Source organism: Tamlana sp. 2_MG-2023 (assembly GCF_030548465.1).
Lineage (GTDB): Bacteria > Bacteroidota > Bacteroidia > Flavobacteriales > Flavobacteriaceae > Pseudotamlana.
Genome location: NZ_JAUOSF010000021.1, coordinates 1 through 19,634, shown reverse-complemented (window position 1 = coordinate 19,634; position 19,634 = coordinate 1). Strand labels below are relative to the sequence as shown.

The following is a 19,634-nucleotide window of genomic DNA, read 5'->3' as shown; positions in this document are numbered from 1 at the left end:
TCTTATGAAGCAGTTACTAGAAAACATAAAGCAATGCCGTATTTGTGAAGACCATTTACCGCTAGGGCCTCGGCCTGTTGTTCGTGCACATCCAAATTCTAAAATCGTTATTATAGGTCAGGCACCTGGAACAAAAGTGCATGCTTCAGGAATACCTTGGGATGATCCCAGCGGTAAACAACTGCGGAAATGGTTAGATGTTTCTGTTGAAGATTTTTATGATGCCAGTAAATTTGCCATTATTCCCATGGGTTTTTGCTATCCCGGAAAAGGCAAAACGGGCGATTTACCACCTCGAAAAGAATGTGCGCCCCAGTGGCACGATGCCCTTTTTGATGAGCTTAATCAAGTAGAACTCGTGCTTTTAATAGGAATGTATGCGCAAAAATATTATTTAAGACAGGCCGCCAAGAAAACCTTGACGGAAACGGTGAAAAACTATAATGATTATTTACCAAAATTTTTGCCGTTACCACATCCGTCACCACGAAATCGATTTTGGCTCACTAAAAATTCTTGGTTTGAGGTTGAGGTTCTGCCCGAGTTGAGGCGACGTGTAAAACTGATTTTAGAATAAAATTTCTGTGACTTTTTCGGTGGAATTATGCTGTAGGGAATGACTTCATTTTAGTTTTAAGTCGTATTTTTGATTCTTCAACAAAAAACAAATAGAAAAAATGGCAGTACAGGTTTCTACAAAATGGTTGGGCGAGATGCGATTTGAAAGCACAAACCCTTCAGGACATAATTTATTTATAGATGCAGGTGAAGAAAACGGCGGAAAAGGTGAAGGTTACAGACCAAAGGCATTAATGCTTTCGGGCTTAGCTGGATGTTCTGGTTTAGATGTGGCTTTATTAATTAAAAAGATGAAGTTAAAGGTTGATGATTTTAAAGTAGATATCGACGCTAATCTTACCGATGTAGATCCTAAGATTTATGATAAAGTGATCATGAGTTTTCATTTTTATGGTGCTGAATTAAATGAAAAAAAACTTCAAAGAGCGGTAGATTTATCGGTTGAAAAGTACTGTGGTGTTATGGAGATGTTTCGCCAATTTGCAGCATTAGACGTGCAAACACATTTTCATAAAAATTAACTTTTCAGAATTTAATTAATGCGTTGGACTTTAAAACCAATTCCACCCTCTGAAAAGGTAAAATCCTTAGCAGATACCCTTAAAATTGAACCTATTTTAGCACGTTTATTGGTACAAAGAGGTATCGAAACTTACGAGGAAGCTAAGCAGTTTTTCAGACCTAGTTTTGAAGATTTACACGATCCATTCTTAATGAAAGACATGGATAATGCCGTGGCACGTATTGAAAAAGCTCTTGAAAACAATGAAAATATTTTAGTTTACGGCGATTATGATGTAGATGGCACAACGTCTGTAGCATTAATGTCTACTTACCTAAAAACCAAACATGAATTGGTGTATACGTACATTCCAGATCGCTACGGCGAAGGCTATGGGGTGTCGTATAAAGGGATAGATTTTGCTTCAGAAAACGATTTCACACTCATTATCGCGTTAGACTGTGGTGTAAAAGCCATTGAAAAGGTGGCATACGCTAAAACTTTAGGCATCGATTTCATCATTTGCGATCACCACAGACCTGGCGATACGATTCCTGATGCTGTGGCCGTTTTAGACCCCAAACGTGAAGATTGCAATTATCCTTTTAAAGAATTATGTGGTTGTGGTGTGGGCTTCAAATTAATTCAAGCTTTAGCCTCAAAAGAAGGAAAAACAGCCGAAGATTTAACCGAATATTTAGATCTTGTAGCCACCGCTATTGGTGCTGATATTGTCCCGATTAATGGGGAAAACCGTGCCTTAGCTTATTTTGGTTTGCAGGTTATAAATAGTACCCCTAGACCTGGCATACAAGCCATTTTAAAACAGGTGAATAAAACGGAGTTTACCATTACCGATGTGGTGTTTATTGTAGCTCCAAGAATTAACGCTGCTGGGCGTATGAAACATGGTAATTATGCGGTGACTTTATTGTCTGAACAAGATCCTGATTTGGCCGAAAAATACGCTGGAGAAATTAACGACTATAACTTAGATCGCCGTGAAACAGATAAACAAATTACTGAAGAAGCACTTCAGCAAATCGAAGCTCTTAAAGAACAAAACCGCCTTACTACTGTTGTTTACCACGAAACTTGGCATAAAGGTGTTATTGGCATTGTGGCTTCTCGATTAACCGAAACCTATTACAGACCTACTTTAGTTTTTACCAAGAGTGGCGATAAATTAGCAGCTTCGGCACGATCGGTAAAAGGTTTTGATGTTTACAATGCCTTGGAAGCGTGCCAGGAACATATTGAACAGTTTGGAGGCCATAAATATGCTGCGGGACTCACGCTTGAAGAAAAGAATTATGTGGCCTTTAAAGCGGCTTTTGAAAAGGTAGTTTCTGAAACTATAGACCCTAATTTATTGACACCTGAGGTTCAAATTGATGCTCAGTTGGATTTAAACGAGATTACGCCTAAGTTTTATCGCATTTTAAAACAATTTGCACCATACGGCCCGAGTAATATGTCTCCCATTTTTATGACCGAAAATCTAACAGATACCGGATACGGAAAATGTGTTGGTGCCGACGAAACTCATTTAAGATTAACCGTAAAACAACCACAGTCTTCAGAGCAGTTTGTTTGTATTGGTTTTGGACTGGGTGATAAGTTAGAGTTGGCTACAAGCCGCAAGCCGTTTTCTGCTATTTATGCTATTGATGAAAATGAATGGCAGGGTAATGTATCGTTGCAGTTGCGATTGAAGGATATCAAATAGTAAAATGAGTTATTTTAAATTAAAAGCGAAACCTAAAATAAAATTCAACAGTATCTTACAAGGTTTAAAAACCTTGTAGGTGTTAATTAAAAAGGAGATTCCTGCCTTCTCAGGAATTTAGAACATGGCAAAAAAAGACCCCTACGCAGCATTACGCATCAAAGAATTCAATATTTTTTTAATGGTCCGTTTTGCTTTGGTTTTTGGTTGGACGATGCAATTTATAGTGATCGAGTGGGAGGTGTATAGTTTAACTAAAGACCCACTATCACTTGGAGTTATTGGTCTTATGGAAATTATTCCAGCCTTTACTATGGCTTTGTTTGCAGGACATATTGTCGATCAAAAGGAGAAACGAAATCTACTAGCGCTTTGTATTGCGGCTTTTTCGCTGATAAGTTTGGGCTTGTTTTTATTAACATGGGATGTTATTGTAGCTGGTTGGGATAAGCATACGATTCTATATTCAGTGTATGCTTTGGTGTTTTTTGGCGGGTTTTTACGTTCCTTTTTTGGGCCTACCATTTTTTCTTTAGTGGCGCTTATCGTGCCTAAAAAAGTATATCCTAATGCCGCTACTTGGAACAGTTCGGTTTGGCAAATGGCTGCCGTTTTAGGGCCTGCTTTTGGTGGGTTTGCCATTGGTTGGATGGGCGTGCATTGGGCTTTATGTATTGTTTTCGGCTTAGTGATGCTGTCCTTTTTTATTTTGCTTCTAATAGACCGAAAACCTGTTTTAAATCCGAAAATAGGGGAGCCCGTTGTTGAAAGTCTAAAAGAAGGCGTGCGTTTTGTATTCAAAACGAAAGCTATTTTAGGTGCGATGACGCTTGATATGGTAGCCGTTTTGTTTGGTGGTGCTATTGCGTTATTGCCTGTTTTTGCACAAGATATTTTAAAAGTAGGTAGTGAGGGTTTTGGAGTTTTAAGAGCAGCTCCAGCAGTAGGCGCATTTATTACCATGTTGATTACTGCTTATATTCCGATTAGTAAAAATGCCGGAATGAAGTTACTCGTGGCTATTTTTGGTTTCGGATTGAGTATCATCACATTTGGGTTATCATCTATATTTTGGGTATCTCTATTAGCTTTATTTTTCAGCGGAATCACCGATGGGGTTTCTATGGTTATTCGTCAGACGATTTTACAGATTAAAACGCCAGATCATATGCGTGGTCGCGTGTCTTCGGTAAATTCGATGTTCGTGGGGTCTTCTAACGAATTAGGAGCCTTTGAAAGCGGTGTAACGGCTAAATTAATGGGTGCTGCCACAGCGGTTGTATTTGGAGGTGCGATGACCTTATTCACCGTAATTACTACAGGTATTGTTTCACCATCGTTTAGAAAACTTGACTTAACTAAGGATTTGGAAGCTCATGAAAATGCAGAGTAATGCAAGTTTTATTGTTGAATTGAAAACTTTGACCGATGACGGAAGACTTGGGAAGACGTTGAAATTTTCAGCTAAAAACAGTGTTCGAGCCTGCCTATCGGTAGACAGGCGCACTCGAGATTGGATGCTTTTTCACAGAGGTTTCTCAGAGTCTCACAGAGCTTTTTTTAGACAGAGATTACACAGATTCCCACAGATTTTCGCGCAAACCTTATGCTAGCGCTCGTTTTTAACGAGTGCCGTCAAGGATTTGTTTAATAATAGGCTTTAAATTTGTGAAAAGAACCTTTTTATTTATAAGTTTCCAATGCCATAGTCTCACCATCAAAAACACCGTAGGTATAGTAGTTAATCCAATCCCCTAAGTTGATGTATTTTGAGTTGTTTTCTAAATCGATATTTAAAGGCAAATGCCGGTGTCCAAACACAAAATAATCGCGGTGTTTCTCTTCCAGTTTACGCTTGCAATATTGTACAAGCCATTCATTGTCTTCGCCTAGAAATTTAGCGTCATCATCACCAGAAATTAATTTATTTTTTACCGAAAGATGCTGTGCCATACGCACGCCTAAATCGGGATGCAGCCAACGAAATAGCCATTTACAAAATGGATTTGTAAATACTTTTTTCATGCGTTTATAGCCTTTGTCGCCAGGGCCTAAACCGTCGCCATGACCAATAAAAAACGTTTTATCGTTAAAAGTAAATTCTTTGGGTTTGTGGTAAACGGGAATGTTTAGTTCTTCTTCAAAATAGCCATTCATCCAAAGGTCGTGGTTGCCCACAAAGTAATAAATTGGAATACCCGAATCGCTAATTTCTGCCAGTTTCCCTAAGGTTCTTGTAAAGCCTTTTGGAACTACGCTTTTAAATTCCATCCAAAAATCGAACATGTCGCCAAGCAAGAAAATTGCAGCGGCGTCGTGTTTAACCTCGTCTAACCAAGCTACGAATTTCTTTTCACGTGGTCGTGAAGCTTCAGCTGTTGGGGCGCCTAAATGATTATCGGACGCAAAATATATTTTTTTTCCTTCGGGAATTTGCATGCCACAAATATACTAATTCCTAGGTTTGCTGCCTTCTTGTCGTTTGGGAATCTCATCTAAGAGCGCATGGATGTTTGATTTTTAGGTTAAGTGAGTTTTATTTCTTAATAATTTTCTTGTGAATAGTTTTGCCGTCTATATTAAATTTAATGATATAGAGTCCAGAAGGGAATTGTGACAGATTAAGACTGTTGTTTGTTGCTTTTTGAGTGCTAACCAATTGTCCGTTTGAATTATAAATAGAAATGGCTCCAACATTTGCGTTTGTATTAAAATGGATGTGATTGATGAAAGGGTTTGGGTAAACATTTGTAGTGTCTAGCCCACCTAAAAGTTCTGGTTTGGTGTTTAGTGTATCATATTGTAGCTTCCAAATTTGTTGTCCTTTATTACTAGTTTCAGCAATAAAGAAGATGTCGTTATCTATAGATGTGATGTTGATTGGAGCGCTACTGATAATACCAGGGTATATATCTGCAGCTAGTATAGTGCCTGCTTCTGTTCCATCTGTTTTCCATAATTCAAACCCATGGGCAGTATCATAGGCTTGAAAATAAATTAAGTCATTAATGACAACAAGTTCGGAAGGGAAGGATCCACCTGAACCTATATTAATGTCTTTTACTAATTTTGTTCCTGCTTCTGTTCCGTCTGTTTTCCAAAGCTCAAAACCATTTTTTCCGTCTGTAGCACTGAAGTATAGCGCGTCGTTTAGTACACAAAAGTTCGGATTAGAAATGGCGTTTTCACTTCCTGGATTTATGTCACTTACTTGAATAGTACCATTTTCTGTACCATCAGATTTCCATAATTCTTTCCCATTTTCATTAGAGATAGCGGTAAAAAATAGAGATCCTTTAAAAGGAATAAGGTCTTTAATTTCTGCGAAGTGTTCAGGGTCATGATCTTTTACTAATTTAGTATTCGTCTCCATACCGTCTGTTTGCCATAGTTGATATGCAGTGGAATGTTCCTCGGTTGCTGTAAAGAATATTTTACCATTAACATCGGTTAGGTTTCGGCAAGAACTAGCGGTTTTAAGTAGTGTCGTACCTGTCTCTGTGCCATCGGTTTTCCATAACTCAGTATTCGTATTAACAAAATATAAATAGTCCCCTGAGACCTTTGTTTCGTTAATAAATGTTGGATTACCATAGATGTTAGTGCCAAGCTCTTTTATGGCCTCTATATTGCTGCCATTTGATTTACATAAGTGATAACGACCGTCATATATAGTGAAAAATAACAGATCTTTATACACGGTTAGGACACTAGCTCCTGAGGTATTCTCGCCGTCTACAATTTCTGTTTTTGCTGCTGTTCCATTTGTTTTCCACAATGTAAAGCCTTGAGTTTGGTCTCTTGCAGAAAAGTATATGTTATTCTTATAGGATGTAAATGAACTCGGGAAGGACGTTTCAGAACCAGTTTTAATATCTTTTAATAAAAGGACTTCTGTACCATTGTAGCTCCATAGTTCATCTCCAGTTATTCCATCATTTGCCTTAAAAATTAAATTTGAATTTATCGCTACTAAATTATTTCTGGCAGGCAGACCATATCTACTCTTGTTGATATTATCTAATAGCTGAAAATTTTCATGATTTGTATCCGATTTCCATAATTCAGTGCCTTCCAAATCAGACGTTCCTGCGAAGTAAATTGAGTTCTGGAAGTTGTAGATATTTTTAACATTATCAAGTGCAGCATTACTATTTGTTGTACTTTCAGTTAAGCCAGATATCAAGCCTAGCCTATCTGATCCGTAAATATATGCAGAACAAAATATTTTATCTTCATTTATAGATTGAATATAAGATTGGGTTAAGAATGGAACAAAAAATGCTTGGTTATTAGGGTCATCTTGAATCCCTATTAATTCGTTAACAGAATAATCAGATAAATTGATTCTTAAAAGAGATGTGCTTCCAGTTTCATTAGGACCAAAAAAGACTAAAGAATTATTAACTCCTAGTAGGTTTGAGGGTGCAAAAAAACCATTCTCTTCGTTATCAAAAATTATTTTGCTACCAATACTGCTGCCATCTGTTTCCCATATAAATAATCTACCAAAATCTGCTTCAAAAAAAGAGAAATATAGCTTTCCATTAGCTACAACAGCATCAGCATAGTCAATTAACCTTGTAGAAGCCGCATGTAATGTTGTAATTTCAACTGTGTTTTCTGCAGTCCCATCCGTTTTATGTAAATAATTTCTACTTACAAAGTAAAGTTCATTATTAAATTCAATGTATTGGCTAAGAGCATAATTTCCTCCGTTACCATCTAACCCTTCTGTTATAGGATAAGTGCCTTCTTCTGTACCATCACTACGCCAAACCCTGGAATCGTTTGTTCCTTCTTGTTGAAATGTAAAAATAAAGGTACTATTACATTTACCTTGGAAGGTTGGACTATTCCAAATAGGTAGATTGTCTTTAACGATTCTGGTACCCACTTTAGTTCCATCACTTAGCCAGATTTGAAGTACGTCGTCCTTCTGTATTAGAAAATAGAAACGATTATCAATTAAAGTAAGTTTAGAAATTTTAGAATTTAAAAAGTTTGTTACTTTTTCAGTTCCTTTCGTTGTTCCATCTGTTTTCCAAATTTCTCCATTTGAGCTGTTGTCATTAGCTACGAAATATAGAGTGTTGTTAATAACTACGGCAGTATCGGAAAAGTACCCCTCAATGCCAATTTCTGACCCTGGATTTATATCTTTCAGTATATGCGCTTCATTTGGGTTTCCATTAGACACCCACATTTCGCGACCTGTGGTTTCGGTAGAAGCGGCGAAGAATAGTTTCTGATTGAATTCAACAAAACCAGATGGTATTGAACTTTTATCTCCAGTTTTATTAAAGAAGTCGGTGATTATTTCTTGTCCAAAGATAATTTGGACTGAAAAAAGTAAACAGATGCTTAAGATCGTATTTTTCATAACTTGATTGGTTGTACTATGCTTATGGTTAGGTACGCATAGTTGTAGTTAGTTGTTTAAAGGGCTAACATACTAAAAAAAAGAAAATATGTGTAAGAATTGTTAGATAATCAATGAATTTAAAGGCAAATTATTATTGAATATTTTTTAATTTAGTTGTTATTGATAAATAATACAATTAGTAGGTTTTTGGGAACGAAATAAAATATCCATGCTTTTTTCTACCTTTGCAAGTCAGGTTATTAATTTCTAAAAAGTAAACGGTAAAATATGACGTTTTATGACAAGCTAAAATGGATTCTGGGTATACTAATGGTTTTTGTGCTCATTATGGCTACCAATTTAATAGATAAGAATAATTTTGAACGCGTGCGTGATTCGGTGGTTACCATTTATGAAGACCGCGTTATTGCTAGCGATTTAATTTTTGAAATGCTTAAATCGATTCAGGAAAAGGAACTCGCGGTGGCAGTTTCAGATTCTACTTTTTTTACTACTGAAAATGCTAATGTTAACGACCATTTGCACACTCTAGTCTCTCGTTTTGAGGAAACAAAATTAACACGAGATGAAGCTGAGGTTTTTAGGAATTTAAAAGATAATGTTCAATTATTAGTAACTGCTGAAAATCAGTTTTTGAAGTCAAATCAGCAAAACAAAACAGCCCTAGTGAAGCACATCGAAGCTTTAAAAACAAACCTTGACGATTTATCAAAAATTCAACTTAGTGAAGGGAGTAGGCAGGCGTCTATAAGTAGACGTGCACTAAATGCCGTTGAATTATTTACCCAAATTGAGATTTTTATATTGGTTTTCTTGGCCATTGTAATTCAGGTGATCGTGATGTATAAGCCTAAAGAGAAAGATTAAGGCTACGAGTTTTGTTTTAAACATCATCGTTTATTTCAATCCAATACCCATTAGGGTCTTGAAAGTAAATTTGGCGAATCTTATCTTGCCTGATGTAGTTTTTATTAGGCGTATCCATCCAATCGGAATATTCAATTTTTAAGGTTTCTAAATGCTGTATTAGGGTGTCTAGTTGTGACGTCGCTAAAGCAAAATGAACGGCCTTATTGGTTTTAATTTCAGCATCTGGACGCGGAATTAAGTGCAGTTGTTTGCCTTCACCAAGTATGAGCCACCTGGTTTTTGAACCTGAAGCCGTATTCTTAATTTCTTTTAGCCTCAATACCCTTTGATAAAAATCTACAGCCTCGTTAACATCTTTTACGGAAAGCGCGATATGATTGATTGAAAAGTCTAGCATGGAATTTTTTTGGTTTTTAGTTTAAAAATAGAGAAATAAAAACGAAATATTAATGGTCTAGTATATGTGTTATAATTTTTGGAAAAACCACTCGTGAAGACATATTAGTTCTGCATGTTTTTCATTTCCTCTAGCCTATATAAATCGTATACTTTTTTATTGTAAGGGTAGTCCCAGCAGCCCATTCTATGATACAGGTTGCCGCCAAATCCTTTCTTGTAAATATGAACGCCATGCAAGGGGTGACTCCGATTTAAGTTAGGCGCCGAACCAAACATATCGTACTCTGTACATCCTAAACGCTTAGCCAATTTTATAGATTCCCATTGCAGGGCATAACTGGCCATTAAGTTGTTTTTATAAGATGTAGATGCCCCATATAAATAAGTTCCTCGTTGTTTTGATAAAACTAAAAACATGGATGACAGAAATTCACCATCAATATCAGCCATTAACATTTTAATGTTCACGCCTTTTTTGCTATTATTTTGATTTTGTAAAATGGAAGAAAAATAATCTTGACTTTGAACCGGCATGTTATGTCTAGTTGCGGTATCTACGTATAATTTGTACCAATCACCAATACAGTCAACACCATATTCTCGTACTCTAATGCCTTTTTTATTAGCATTTCTTACGTTATAACGCGTGTTATAGCGCATGTTATACAGTAAATCTTGCTCATTTAAAGTTAGATCCAAGAAAAAAGTGTTTTTAGGAAGGCTATCTTCAATGCTTTTTTTTAAATTCCAATGTTCCGTGTTGAAGTTAACGCGGTATTCCTGTATTTTGGTTGAGGGCGGACCGATCCAATTTCCACGACTATCGAAATAGTCTTTCTCCACGGCCCATTGGTTTTTCCATGTCAAATCATAACGAATAAAAATACAATTTTTAGGGAGTTTTGGCTTGATAGATTCTGATAATTGCTCTAGAAAAACCCCTTGATTTTCAAAGGTGGGTTCTAATTTTGGTCCGTATGGTACATAGGCAAAACAAGTATTCTGGTCAATATATTTAATGAGTACTAATATATCTTCACCAATTTTTTCTAGGGTATTGGTGCCACTAACTAACAGATCTTTAGAAATGGTTAACTCAAATCCCTTAGGTAGAAATCCTTGGTTTTTCTTTAAATGACCCCAAAAAGGCGTTTGAGGTAAAATATTTGTTGTTTTAAATTTGTTTAAATCTTTATGCTCTAATTCACAAATCATTTATCCTTTTTTGCTGCAAAACTAAAAAATCAAATAAGGAATATGAAATCTATTGGTGCTCCTGCTTAAATTATTGTTGGTCCTTCCTTAAACGAAATCTCTATAATATTTTTTACAAGACTCCTACGGCAACACGTATTATAATTCCAATTAGCATATTTTGCGTTTTTATTCATTCTCTTTAAACTATTTTACAATAGAGGGCATATCTCTTTCAAATCCACCTGGAATAAAAAAGTTGAGCAAACCTGATTTTTCATTTGACCTATTTGTAAAGTCGTGAATTGTTTTTGCAGGTATTCTTAAAAATGTTCCTTTACCAACTTCAAACCATTTGTCGCCTACAAGTACAGAGGTAGCTCCTTCTATGCCATGAAATATTTCATCATTGTCTTCGTGTTGATGAGCACCAGGTCCGTCCGAGTTAGGTTCAAGCCACCATTCAGAAATGCTGTATTATTAAGGCGAACCTAGCCGCTAACGTGCCTCCCATAGAATGCCCTAAAATAGCGGTTTTTTCTACTTTTAAAGTATCTAATAATGTTTTGGTGTTTTGTGCCAAGAGTTGAAATGTATAGTGTAGATGTTCGGGTTTAGACGATTTTCCGAAACCTATTTGATCTGGAACTATCACACGAAAACCTTCCATGTTAAGGCTTCAATAGTGGTTTTCCAATAGGCACCATTAAAGTTTTTTCCATGAAAAAGCACAATGTTTTTACCGTTGTAGTTTTTTGGCTTAACATCCATATAAGCCATTTTTAAGTCTTGTTGTTGTATTTTTAAGTTGAGCGTTTTAACAGGAAAGGGGTATTCATAATTAGATAATTCAATATCCAGCCATTCTAGTTTTTCCTGTTGTGCGTTAGAAACTTGAATGGTCAAAATTATGAGTAAGGAAGTGATTAAATATCTTTTCATTTTTTTTCTAATTATTGTCAATATATCTGTATATGAAGGCGTTGCACGATTTAAACACTAAATTAGAAAAAATAACCGAACCTGTTTGCTTGTAGGTGAGTAGAAAAACAATTATGCGCTTTATGTGGTGTTACAAATGCTGTTTAAAATTCAGATTGCTTATCCCAAATCAAGTAAGCTTTTGGTATTAGTTTTTTGTTTTCTACTTCATACCAAATAGTCAAGTAGTTCTTATCATCTTTTTCCCAAGTAACTTCTTCGATATATATGGATTTACTCTGTCTTTCTAGTTCGCTATATTTATAATAAATATTTCCTCTAAATTCACCGTATAAATCATCGAGAAGTATTTTTTCTTGTTTAATAGCTTTACCTAAAATTTTTGTAGCATCACTTTTTTCTAGAAGCATATTTTGTGTTATTTTCAAACTATCCTGAACAATGGTATTTGGTTCGTTTATTATTTTATTATTGTTTACGTCGTTTTTTTTACATGCAAACATTAAAGTTAATAAGATTATGAGTTGAATTTTCATGACTTTAATATATTGAAAAGGTTGAATTAGAAAATCATACTTCGTTGCTAAAAGTTAATGCAGACCTTCTCCCAATAAAGATACTTTTTTCAACCATTTGCTCCTAAAGGCTGAAGTTGAATTTTTAATGGTAGCAATATAAGTGACTTTAACAGGATTTATTCCGCAAAACTGTAAAGTCCCTTTTTTGAACTGATTTATAGCGGGTCTTTTCATGATTAAAAAATCGTACCATGTAGGCGTGCCGATTTCCCTTTCAAGAGCTTTTTAGGTAATGGTTTGCCTTCTATGGGTTGATAAGTTATACCAGGAAGATAGGTTCGGTCGATAAAACCTTTCATCAATGCAGGTGAGCCATACCACCACATGGGAAATACCTACACCATATGGTTGGCCTTTTTCATTTTGTCGATGGCATCTATTAAATCGGGTTCAAGATCTGTTCTTTTTCGATAGCCATGTTTCAGATTAGGATTAAATTCTAATTCCGATATGTTAATTTGCGACCAGGTGGCCTTGGTTTTATTTAGCCCTTCGATGTAAGCCTGTGCTTAATATTGTCTTTTCGAATGTAGTCTTTATTAGGTGTATTCAGCCAATCAGAGTAATCCATATTTAAAGTTTCTAGATGCGCTATAAATATGTCTATTTGGGAGGTCGCTAAGGCAAAATGGACGACTTTATTTGTCATAATTTTTGCATTTGGACGAGGAATGAGGTGAAGTTGTTTGCCTCCGCCAACATTGCCTTCGGCAATTTTTCCACTAGAAGCGTTTTTAATAGCGTCTAAAATATGTTCTTCATATGCATTGGTTTTTAAGGTAATTGATTTAACAAAGTAAGCGCTTTTATGCCAAATATAACTGATGCTTCATGTAATTGCACTTGTTCATCTTGAAAACAACTGTTAACGTAGTGCTTAGAAGGTTTGTGGTATGCGGGTTTGGATGTTTTTCATAAAAAAACCGCTTCATTTCTGAAGCGGTTTAGTTTTAATGTAATATGTAAATTAATTTATTGAGTCACTACAACTTTAAGTTGTTTTGATCCTTGTGATGACATGATGTTTATGATATAAACGCCATGATCAACATTTAAATTTACAGTTTGTTTACTTTGGTTAGGTAACGTTTTTACCAAACGACCATTCATATCAAAAACTTGAATACTTGTAGGTTCAACTGTTCCTAAATCTAAGGTAAACATACCGTTTGATGGATTTGGGTAAGCTTTTAAAGTATTTATACTAGTTTCTTCAGTGATGTCATCACTACTTAACACTTCTTCAGCTTTAAAAACATGAGATACAGAGTTTTGAATATTAGTAATCGTTAAGTTGCCTGGGTTAAAAGTATACCCGTCAGCTTCTGGAGTTAACACTAAGTTATCGCCCTTTGCAACAAGAAAGTTAACCGATGTCACATTGTTATATGTGTTTGTATGACCTCCAGTAATGTCTAAATTACCGGTTACATTTTCTATTAATATACTCACTAAAACAGCGTTGTTTTGGGTTATATTTAAAGAATAAGAGTCGTTTAAGTCGCTTACTATTGCTCCGTCTACGTGGGTAGAACCTGAACCTGAAACCCAACCATCGGCAACAAAATAACTTGGAACTACTGGTGCAGTAGGTAAAGTAAATGAAGTAAGCAGTTCATCATTATATGCAAAAGCATATATCCCAATAAATGTTACTGAGTTAGGAATGCTAACACTTGTTAATTCATTAGACTGAAAAGCACCCTTGTCAATGGAAGTTACTCCATCTGGTATGGCAATACTTTTTAAAATATTATCTATAAATGCATATGCCCCAATCGTTTTTACTGAGTTAGGAATATGAACACTTTCTAACTGGTTATAAGAAAAAGCACCTCTTTCAATAGAGGTTACAGCATTAGAAATAGTTACACTTGTTAAAGCATTATCTTCAAATGCATACGCGCCAATCGTTTTTACTGAGTTTGGAATATTAACACTTTCTAATTGGTTGTAAGAAAAAGCACCTATTCCAATAAAGGTTAAGTTAGTAGGTAAAATAACTTCATCTAGCATATTGTCTTCAAAGGCGTAATCTCGAATAAATGTTACTGTATCAGGAATAGTAATTCCTGTTAATTGTTTATCATAAAAGGCTTCATAACCAATAGCAGTTACTGTTTCACCATTAATTGTTTCTGGAATGATTATGCTTCCTCCAGGGCCAAAATAAGCGATGATTTCACCCTTTTCAAATTTAAATTCATTAGCAGTAGGTGTGTAATTAGTTACGCTGAATGCATATTCCTGTTCTAAATCTGTTACAACCTCTCCTGAAGTATTATTACCCATGTTCCAGCTTCCTGAGATTGCTGGTGTTGGTAGAGTAAATTCAGATATGTTATTGTCATAAAAAGCTTCATCTCCAATAAATGTTACTGTATTTGGTAGAATAATAGCATCTAACATGTTTCCTTCAAAGGCATTATCTCCAATATAGGTTAATGCATTGGGAAGGCTAATACTTGTTAACTCATTATTATAAAACGCATCATCCTCAATAATAGTTACCGTATTAGGGATGGTTACGTTTGTTAAACCGGCATAGGAAAAAGCATCTTCACCTATAGTAGTTACTGTTTCACCATTAATAGTTTCAGGTATCGTAATATTTCCTTCAGGACCGTAATAATCTGTAATTTCACCGTTTTCAAACTCAAAGTCCTTATTAGAAGGGGTATAGCTGCCAGACGAATAAATGTACGATTCGTCTAAATCTGTTACAACCTCTCCAGAGGTATTATTACCCATGTTCCAGCTTCCTGAGATTGCTGGTGTTGGTAGAGTGAATTCAGATAAGTTATTGCCATCAAAAGCATACTCACCAATATATGTTACCGAATTAGGTATGATAATGCTGGATAATTGGTTGTCGTAAAAAGCATCTTCTCCAATATGTGTTAATGCACTTGGTAAAATAACGTCAGTTAACATATTGTTGTCAAAAGCATACTCTTCAATACGAGTTACAGTATTAGGAATGGTAACTCCTGTTAATTGTTTATTATAAAACGCATCATCACTAATAACAGTTACTGTTTCATTATTAATAGTTTCTGGTATTATAATCGTTCCTCCAGGTCCGTAGTAATCTGTAATTTCTCCATTTTTAAAGGCAAAATCATTAGCTGTTGCGGCATAGTTAGAGGCAATAAATGTAAATTTTGTGTTTAAATCTACTTGATCACCAGACATGCCTGTGTTCCAATTTCCTTGAACAGTTGGAGTAGGTAGAGTAAAAGAAGTAAACGACGGATCATTATTATTAAAAACATACCCGTCGATGTTTAACATTGAATTAGGGAAAGCAATTGATTTTAATAGATTATTATTGAATGCATTATATTCAATAGTGGTTAGTCCATTTCCAAGTGTAGCAGTTTCTATTAGGTTGTTACTAAAGGCAGAACCTCCAATAAAAGTAACCGAATTAGGAATGGTAATGGTAGTTAATAGGTTGTCTCTAAAGGCAGAACTTTCAATTAAAGTTACCGTATTAGGAATGGTAATACCTGTTAAGTCTTTATGAGAAAAAGCGTAGGAACCAATAGCGGTTACTGTTTCGCCGTTAATGGTTTCTGGGATGTTGATGTTTTTTTGGTTTCCATTATAATATAGAATTTTTCCATCTTCGAAACTAAATTGATTATCGTTTGGTGTGTACGGGTTAGAAAAACTATATCCATATGCTATTCCTAAATCCGATACTGTGGCACCAGAAGCACCAGTATTCCAGCTTCCAGCTTCGGTTGGTATTGGTAAAGTAATTGAAGTAAGTCCTGGATTATCAGCAAAAGCATTTGCTCCAATAGAAGTCACCGAATTAGGAATTGAAATACTTGTTAATCGGTTGTTTCTGAAAGCATTCTCTTCAAGGGACGTTATTGAGCTAGGAAGCGTAACGTTTGTTAAATTGGCGTTACTAAAAGCATAGCCACTAATACTAGTAATGGTCTGCCCTTGTAAAAACTCAGGGATAATAATAGAGGTGTGAGAACTTTCGTAAAAAACAATTTCACCTTGATAAATATAGACTTCGTAGTCGGTTAAAACGTGTGGTAATTGCGCTTGGGCGGTATTCCCGAATAGCACAATAGTAAATAAAATAAATAGTAATTTTTTCATCATATGTAGATTTTTTGGTTGAGGCAAATGTATTTTATTTATTCATTGGTTTTTGTAATATTTTAAATAATAAAACCGCCTCAATAATGACGCGGTCTGGAGTAATGTTTTAAGATGTAAAATCGATTTTTTTAACAAATAAAGTCTTACTTTTTTTGTTAAAAAAATGCTAGTTGTCGTGTTTTTTTTACCTTAGTCTGTAATTAATTCAACTTTTAAGCTATTTTATTAAAATTTATTTAGAGGTTTAAGTCTTGTTATTTTAGAATGTGACATGGAGTTATTGTTGGGTTTAATATTTTATCTCTAGCTCCAGTTTTTATCCAGATTCAAAAGCTTTTTGTTTATCCTAGGGGCTAGCGCAAACCCAATATTGTGATAATAATTTTTAGTCACAACACTATGTTTTTATTCTTTTTGGTAGCTCCTTTTCAAATTGGTTTAATGGTGTGTGAGTGCCAGTTAGCTTTTAGTTTTGTAGTGTGTTTGACTGGGTGTTTTTCTTATGGGATGGTTTCGTTGTTCGATCGTTTATTTATTCCATTCACTTTTTAAAACAGCATAAAAATCAACGTTTATTTTCTTTAAGTTTTTAATTTCACATTCTCGCATTGTGCCTTCATACTGAAAATTAATTTTCTCTAAGGCGCTTTTACATTTTATGTTTTTACTAGCTACATAGCCTTCAATTCTGTTTAGGTTTAGTTGGGTAAAACCTAAATCAAATAGTTTCGGCATGATTTCTGCTAAAATGCCTTTCCCCCAATATTCTTTTAATAGCCAAAAACCAATTTCTGCTTTTTGATGCGTTTTATTTAAGTTGTTAAATCCGCCTGCACCGCAAAATTGCTTATCAGTTTTATCATAAATGCCCCACCATATTCCGGTACCTTCTTTTATTAAGGTACGATACCATTGCATTTGTACTTCTGTTTCCTCTAGTGTAGAAAAGTGTACATCATAATATTTTGTTATTTCAGGATTCGATAATCCTTTGTGAATATTATTGATATCCGAAGGCTTTATTTCTTGAAGTTTATAGTTTTTTGTTTCCACTTTTAGGTATTAAATCATTACGATTGTGTTTTTTAATCTACTGGTTAACATTTTTATAAGCGGTAGGGTAGGGATTGCAAAGTTCGCATTTTGTGTATTGCCTATTGTAATTTTGGCTTAAATTATAGGTTTGAAAGGTTTTGAATAACGTTTAATTACTTTGTTATTTTAGTACATCATTATCTGCTTAAATAATAATTGAATCTATTTCAATCTCATTCTCAAATGTAATTGCAATAGTTTTTTTAATAGATGTTAAAGTAGTACGTACTTGCTGTTATTTATAGTCATTATTGTAAGCTGTCCTTAATTCATCTTCTATGTTTTTTAAATATACTTTGTCCATTGGGTTTGAATAAGGGTCTGACATTTTTCTTCCGCCAATGTAAAGTTCCGTTGCTTTTTCTAAACAAGATTTGTATTTGTCAGGTTTGTTTAATTTCAGGAAAGTCAAAGCTAAATAGTATTGATTTTCCGCTAATTCATTTGTTTGTGATTGTTTCTTAAACACATTAATTGCCTTTTCAAATCTTTCTGTTTCTAAATAAAGCGCTCCAAGGTGTAAATAATCATATGCTCCAACGAAATCTTCCTTTTCGTTTAGTTTTATTTGGTTTTCAATAATTTTTATAGCTTTTTCTTTTTCCCCAATTCCTTTATAACACAAACCTTTAGCAATGTTCAAATGATACGTTCCATTTATGGAATGTCCAATGTCATAGTCTACTAAATTATCCAATTTCTCTAAATCCTTAATAGCTCCTTCGTAATCTCGGAAGAATTGGTATCTACACCAACCTCGATAACCAAGATTGTCTTTTGAGTCAAATTTAACAGCTTTATCCATTAACTTTTTCCAGGTGATAAAATCTCCACTTTTTAAATATGCGACAGATTTTTCACGGTAAGCATATGCAAATGTTGAATCAATCAATATTGATTCATCTAAAATTTTCTGAAATTTTTTAGAAAATTGATAATGATTTTTAATTTGTTCTGCTTTTTTACAAGCTTCGTATTTTAAGGTATCTCCAAAATATTTATAAGCTTCACAATTTGGTTGAGAAAATACACTTGAAAATGAAATTAGTACAATTAAAAAGTTAAAGTATTTCATTAAGGTAAAATTTCTGTTAGTTGTCCATCTGTTATTTTGAATATTAGATAGGTATAATAATCTAATGGTACTTGGTTTATTTTTAAAACTTCCCAATTCTCAATTCCTTTGGTTATGTTTAAAAGCTGAGAAACGATTTCTTTGTCAAACTGTTTTTCTTGATAATCATAATCCGATTGTAAAACTCTAAACCTTCCTGCTTTCCCTTTACAGTTTACAATAAATCGTATTCTTATTAGTCCATTTTCTTTTTTGTCTGCTATTGATTTATAATTTGTTTTGAATGTATTTAAAATTCTTGATTTTTCTCCAAAATAAGTTGGTCCTTTACCTACATTGAAATATTGAAGAATTTTATCGTCTCCATTGCAAACTTTATATTCCAATTCGTCAATCTGTTTATTTTGTTCTATATCTCCAACCCAACGCAAGTATTCTTTTTTTTTATTAATTTTTTTCTCGGTTTGACAACTGAAAAAAAATAAGAATAGTAAAGTTATTGCTAAAAATGATTTTTTCATTCGTTTTGTTTAAATGGCTTACAACAGATTATATACGGCTTTCGTTGTTTTTATTTCGATTTACTTTTTCTATTTCGTTCTATAATTATGGCTCCTATTAGTGTTATTCCAATCAGAACTCCACTTACAGAATCCATTAATTCTCCAGTTCGAACGCCTCCATATATTCCAGCTAAAATTGAAACTATCCCAATTCCGATTACCAAATATTCTGTTTGTTTTCTCATTTAGTCTTATTCTTATTGAAGTTTTCAGCGTTGGTGTAAACTCGGTGAGCTATTTATTATGCAAACTTTTTAAATCAGATTACGATTCCGCAAACGAGAAAAAAGTCAAATGTTTTGTGGTAAATTACTCTTTTTATATTTCTTAGGTTCTATTTTCTTTTTTTCTTTAAGAACCAAATCAAAGATTTGGTGGGTTAATTAATAGCACTTTTGCTTAAATTTAATACTAACTGCCCAATGAAATATAGCGATTATTAGGGCAAGTTTTTATGCTATCCAATGCGTAAGATATTCTGCTATTTCTATCCAGTTGTTCTGTAAGCTTCCCCATATTAGAACTGCTTAATTTTCTAAAACTAGTTTAAAATTACTGTTTTTAATTCTCTTGGGGCTAGCCCCAAGAGAATTA

The 19,634-nt window shown here is 34.4% G+C and carries 19 protein-coding genes and 1 pseudogene; 5 read left to right on the top strand and 15 right to left on the bottom strand.

Going from position 1 to position 19,634, the window contains the following annotated elements; translation table 11 throughout:
• The first annotated feature begins 4 nt into the window (after positions 1-4).
• The 4 genes from Q4566_RS16580 to Q4566_RS16565 all read left to right on the top strand — a co-directional run bounded on the left by Q4566_RS16580 (position 5) and on the right by Q4566_RS16565 (position 4,203).
• Entirely contained in the window at positions 5-577 is a 573-nt protein-coding gene (locus tag Q4566_RS16580) for a uracil-DNA glycosylase family protein (protein WP_303423610.1), read from the top strand.
• 100 nt (positions 578-677) lie between these two features.
• Complete coding sequence (locus tag Q4566_RS16575) at positions 678-1,100, top strand: OsmC family protein (protein WP_303423608.1); 423 nt, start codon at positions 678-680, stop codon at positions 1,098-1,100.
• Between the two features lie 18 nt (positions 1,101-1,118).
• Positions 1,119-2,810: a single-stranded-DNA-specific exonuclease RecJ gene (recJ, locus tag Q4566_RS16570; RefSeq protein WP_303423606.1), complete on the top strand. Its 1,692-nt coding sequence runs from the start codon at positions 1,119-1,121 to the stop codon at positions 2,808-2,810.
• Positions 2,811-2,934: 124 nt separating this feature from the next.
• Entirely contained in the window at positions 2,935-4,203 is a 1,269-nt protein-coding gene (locus Q4566_RS16565) for an MFS transporter (RefSeq protein WP_303423604.1), read from the top strand.
• Positions 4,204-4,493: 290 nt separating this feature from the next.
• Here Q4566_RS16565 and Q4566_RS16560 read toward each other — a convergent pair whose 3' ends face one another.
• Together Q4566_RS16560 and Q4566_RS16555 are read right to left on the bottom strand one after the other, a co-directional pair.
• Entirely contained in the window at positions 4,494-5,249 is a 756-nt protein-coding gene (locus Q4566_RS16560; RefSeq protein ID WP_303423602.1) for a UDP-2,3-diacylglucosamine diphosphatase, read from the bottom strand.
• Between the two features lie 97 nt (positions 5,250-5,346).
• On the bottom strand, positions 5,347-8,193 hold the full coding sequence (locus Q4566_RS16555; RefSeq protein ID WP_303423600.1) for an ELWxxDGT repeat protein: 2,847 nt from the start codon (positions 8,191-8,193) through the stop codon (positions 5,347-5,349).
• A 270-nt stretch (positions 8,194-8,463) separates the two neighbouring features.
• Between Q4566_RS16555 and Q4566_RS16550 the strand changes: the two genes are divergently transcribed.
• Positions 8,464-9,063, top strand: coding sequence for an MCP four helix bundle domain-containing protein (locus Q4566_RS16550; RefSeq protein ID WP_303423598.1), 600 nt, complete (start codon positions 8,464-8,466; stop codon positions 9,061-9,063).
• A 16-nt stretch (positions 9,064-9,079) separates the two neighbouring features.
• On the opposite strand, the gene Q4566_RS16545 is transcribed toward Q4566_RS16550, so the two are convergent.
• The 13 genes and pseudogenes from Q4566_RS16545 to Q4566_RS16495 all read right to left on the bottom strand — a co-directional run bounded on the left by Q4566_RS16545 (position 9,080) and on the right by Q4566_RS16495 (position 19,225).
• Positions 9,080-9,463: a VOC family protein gene (locus tag Q4566_RS16545; RefSeq protein ID WP_303423596.1), complete on the bottom strand. Its 384-nt coding sequence runs from the start codon at positions 9,461-9,463 to the stop codon at positions 9,080-9,082.
• A gap of 104 nt (positions 9,464-9,567) precedes the next feature.
• A complete protein-coding gene (locus tag Q4566_RS16540; protein ID WP_303423594.1) occupies positions 9,568-10,680 on the bottom strand; it encodes a peptidoglycan bridge formation glycyltransferase FemA/FemB family protein in 1,113 nt (370 codons plus the stop codon).
• A 186-nt stretch (positions 10,681-10,866) separates the two neighbouring features.
• Positions 10,867-11,130, bottom strand: a complete 264-nt coding sequence (locus Q4566_RS17075) for a cupin domain-containing protein (protein WP_368506612.1) — start codon at positions 11,128-11,130, stop codon at positions 10,867-10,869.
• Between the two features lie 7 nt (positions 11,131-11,137).
• A pseudogene (locus tag Q4566_RS16535) lies at positions 11,138-11,601 on the bottom strand (alpha/beta fold hydrolase); the annotation flags it as partial.
• A gap of 143 nt (positions 11,602-11,744) precedes the next feature.
• A complete protein-coding gene (locus tag Q4566_RS16530) occupies positions 11,745-12,137 on the bottom strand; it encodes a hypothetical protein (protein ID WP_303423592.1) in 393 nt (130 codons plus the stop codon).
• 54 nt (positions 12,138-12,191) lie between these two features.
• Positions 12,192-12,353 (bottom strand): hypothetical protein, encoded by a 162-nt coding sequence (locus tag Q4566_RS17070; RefSeq protein WP_368506610.1) that lies wholly within the window; start codon positions 12,351-12,353, stop codon positions 12,192-12,194.
• A gap of 2 nt (positions 12,354-12,355) precedes the next feature.
• On the bottom strand, positions 12,356-12,478 hold the full coding sequence (locus Q4566_RS17065; protein ID WP_368506611.1) for a hypothetical protein: 123 nt from the start codon (positions 12,476-12,478) through the stop codon (positions 12,356-12,358).
• A 185-nt stretch (positions 12,479-12,663) separates the two neighbouring features.
• Positions 12,664-12,828 carry a hypothetical protein gene (locus Q4566_RS16520; RefSeq protein ID WP_303423590.1) on the bottom strand — a complete coding sequence of 55 codons (165 nt, stop codon included), beginning with the start codon at positions 12,826-12,828 and terminating at the stop codon, positions 12,664-12,666.
• Positions 12,829-13,151: 323 nt separating this feature from the next.
• The gene (locus Q4566_RS16515; RefSeq protein ID WP_303423588.1) at positions 13,152-16,307 is read right to left on the bottom strand and encodes a leucine-rich repeat protein; all 3,156 of its coding nucleotides are present in this window, start codon (positions 16,305-16,307) and stop codon (positions 13,152-13,154) included.
• A 528-nt stretch (positions 16,308-16,835) separates the two neighbouring features.
• Positions 16,836-17,360 carry a GNAT family N-acetyltransferase gene (locus tag Q4566_RS16510; RefSeq protein ID WP_303423586.1) on the bottom strand — a complete coding sequence of 175 codons (525 nt, stop codon included), beginning with the start codon at positions 17,358-17,360 and terminating at the stop codon, positions 16,836-16,838.
• Between the two features lie 277 nt (positions 17,361-17,637).
• Entirely contained in the window at positions 17,638-18,477 is an 840-nt protein-coding gene (locus Q4566_RS16505; protein WP_303423584.1) for a lipopolysaccharide assembly protein LapB, read from the bottom strand.
• Positions 18,477-18,998: a hypothetical protein gene (locus Q4566_RS16500; protein ID WP_303423582.1), complete on the bottom strand. Its 522-nt coding sequence runs from the start codon at positions 18,996-18,998 to the stop codon at positions 18,477-18,479. Before Q4566_RS16500 ends, Q4566_RS16505 begins: the two co-directional genes overlap by 1 nt.
• Positions 18,999-19,048: 50 nt before the next feature.
• The gene (locus Q4566_RS16495) at positions 19,049-19,225 is read right to left on the bottom strand and encodes a hypothetical protein (RefSeq protein WP_303423580.1); all 177 of its coding nucleotides are present in this window, start codon (positions 19,223-19,225) and stop codon (positions 19,049-19,051) included.
• Positions 19,226-19,634 lie beyond the last annotated feature (409 nt).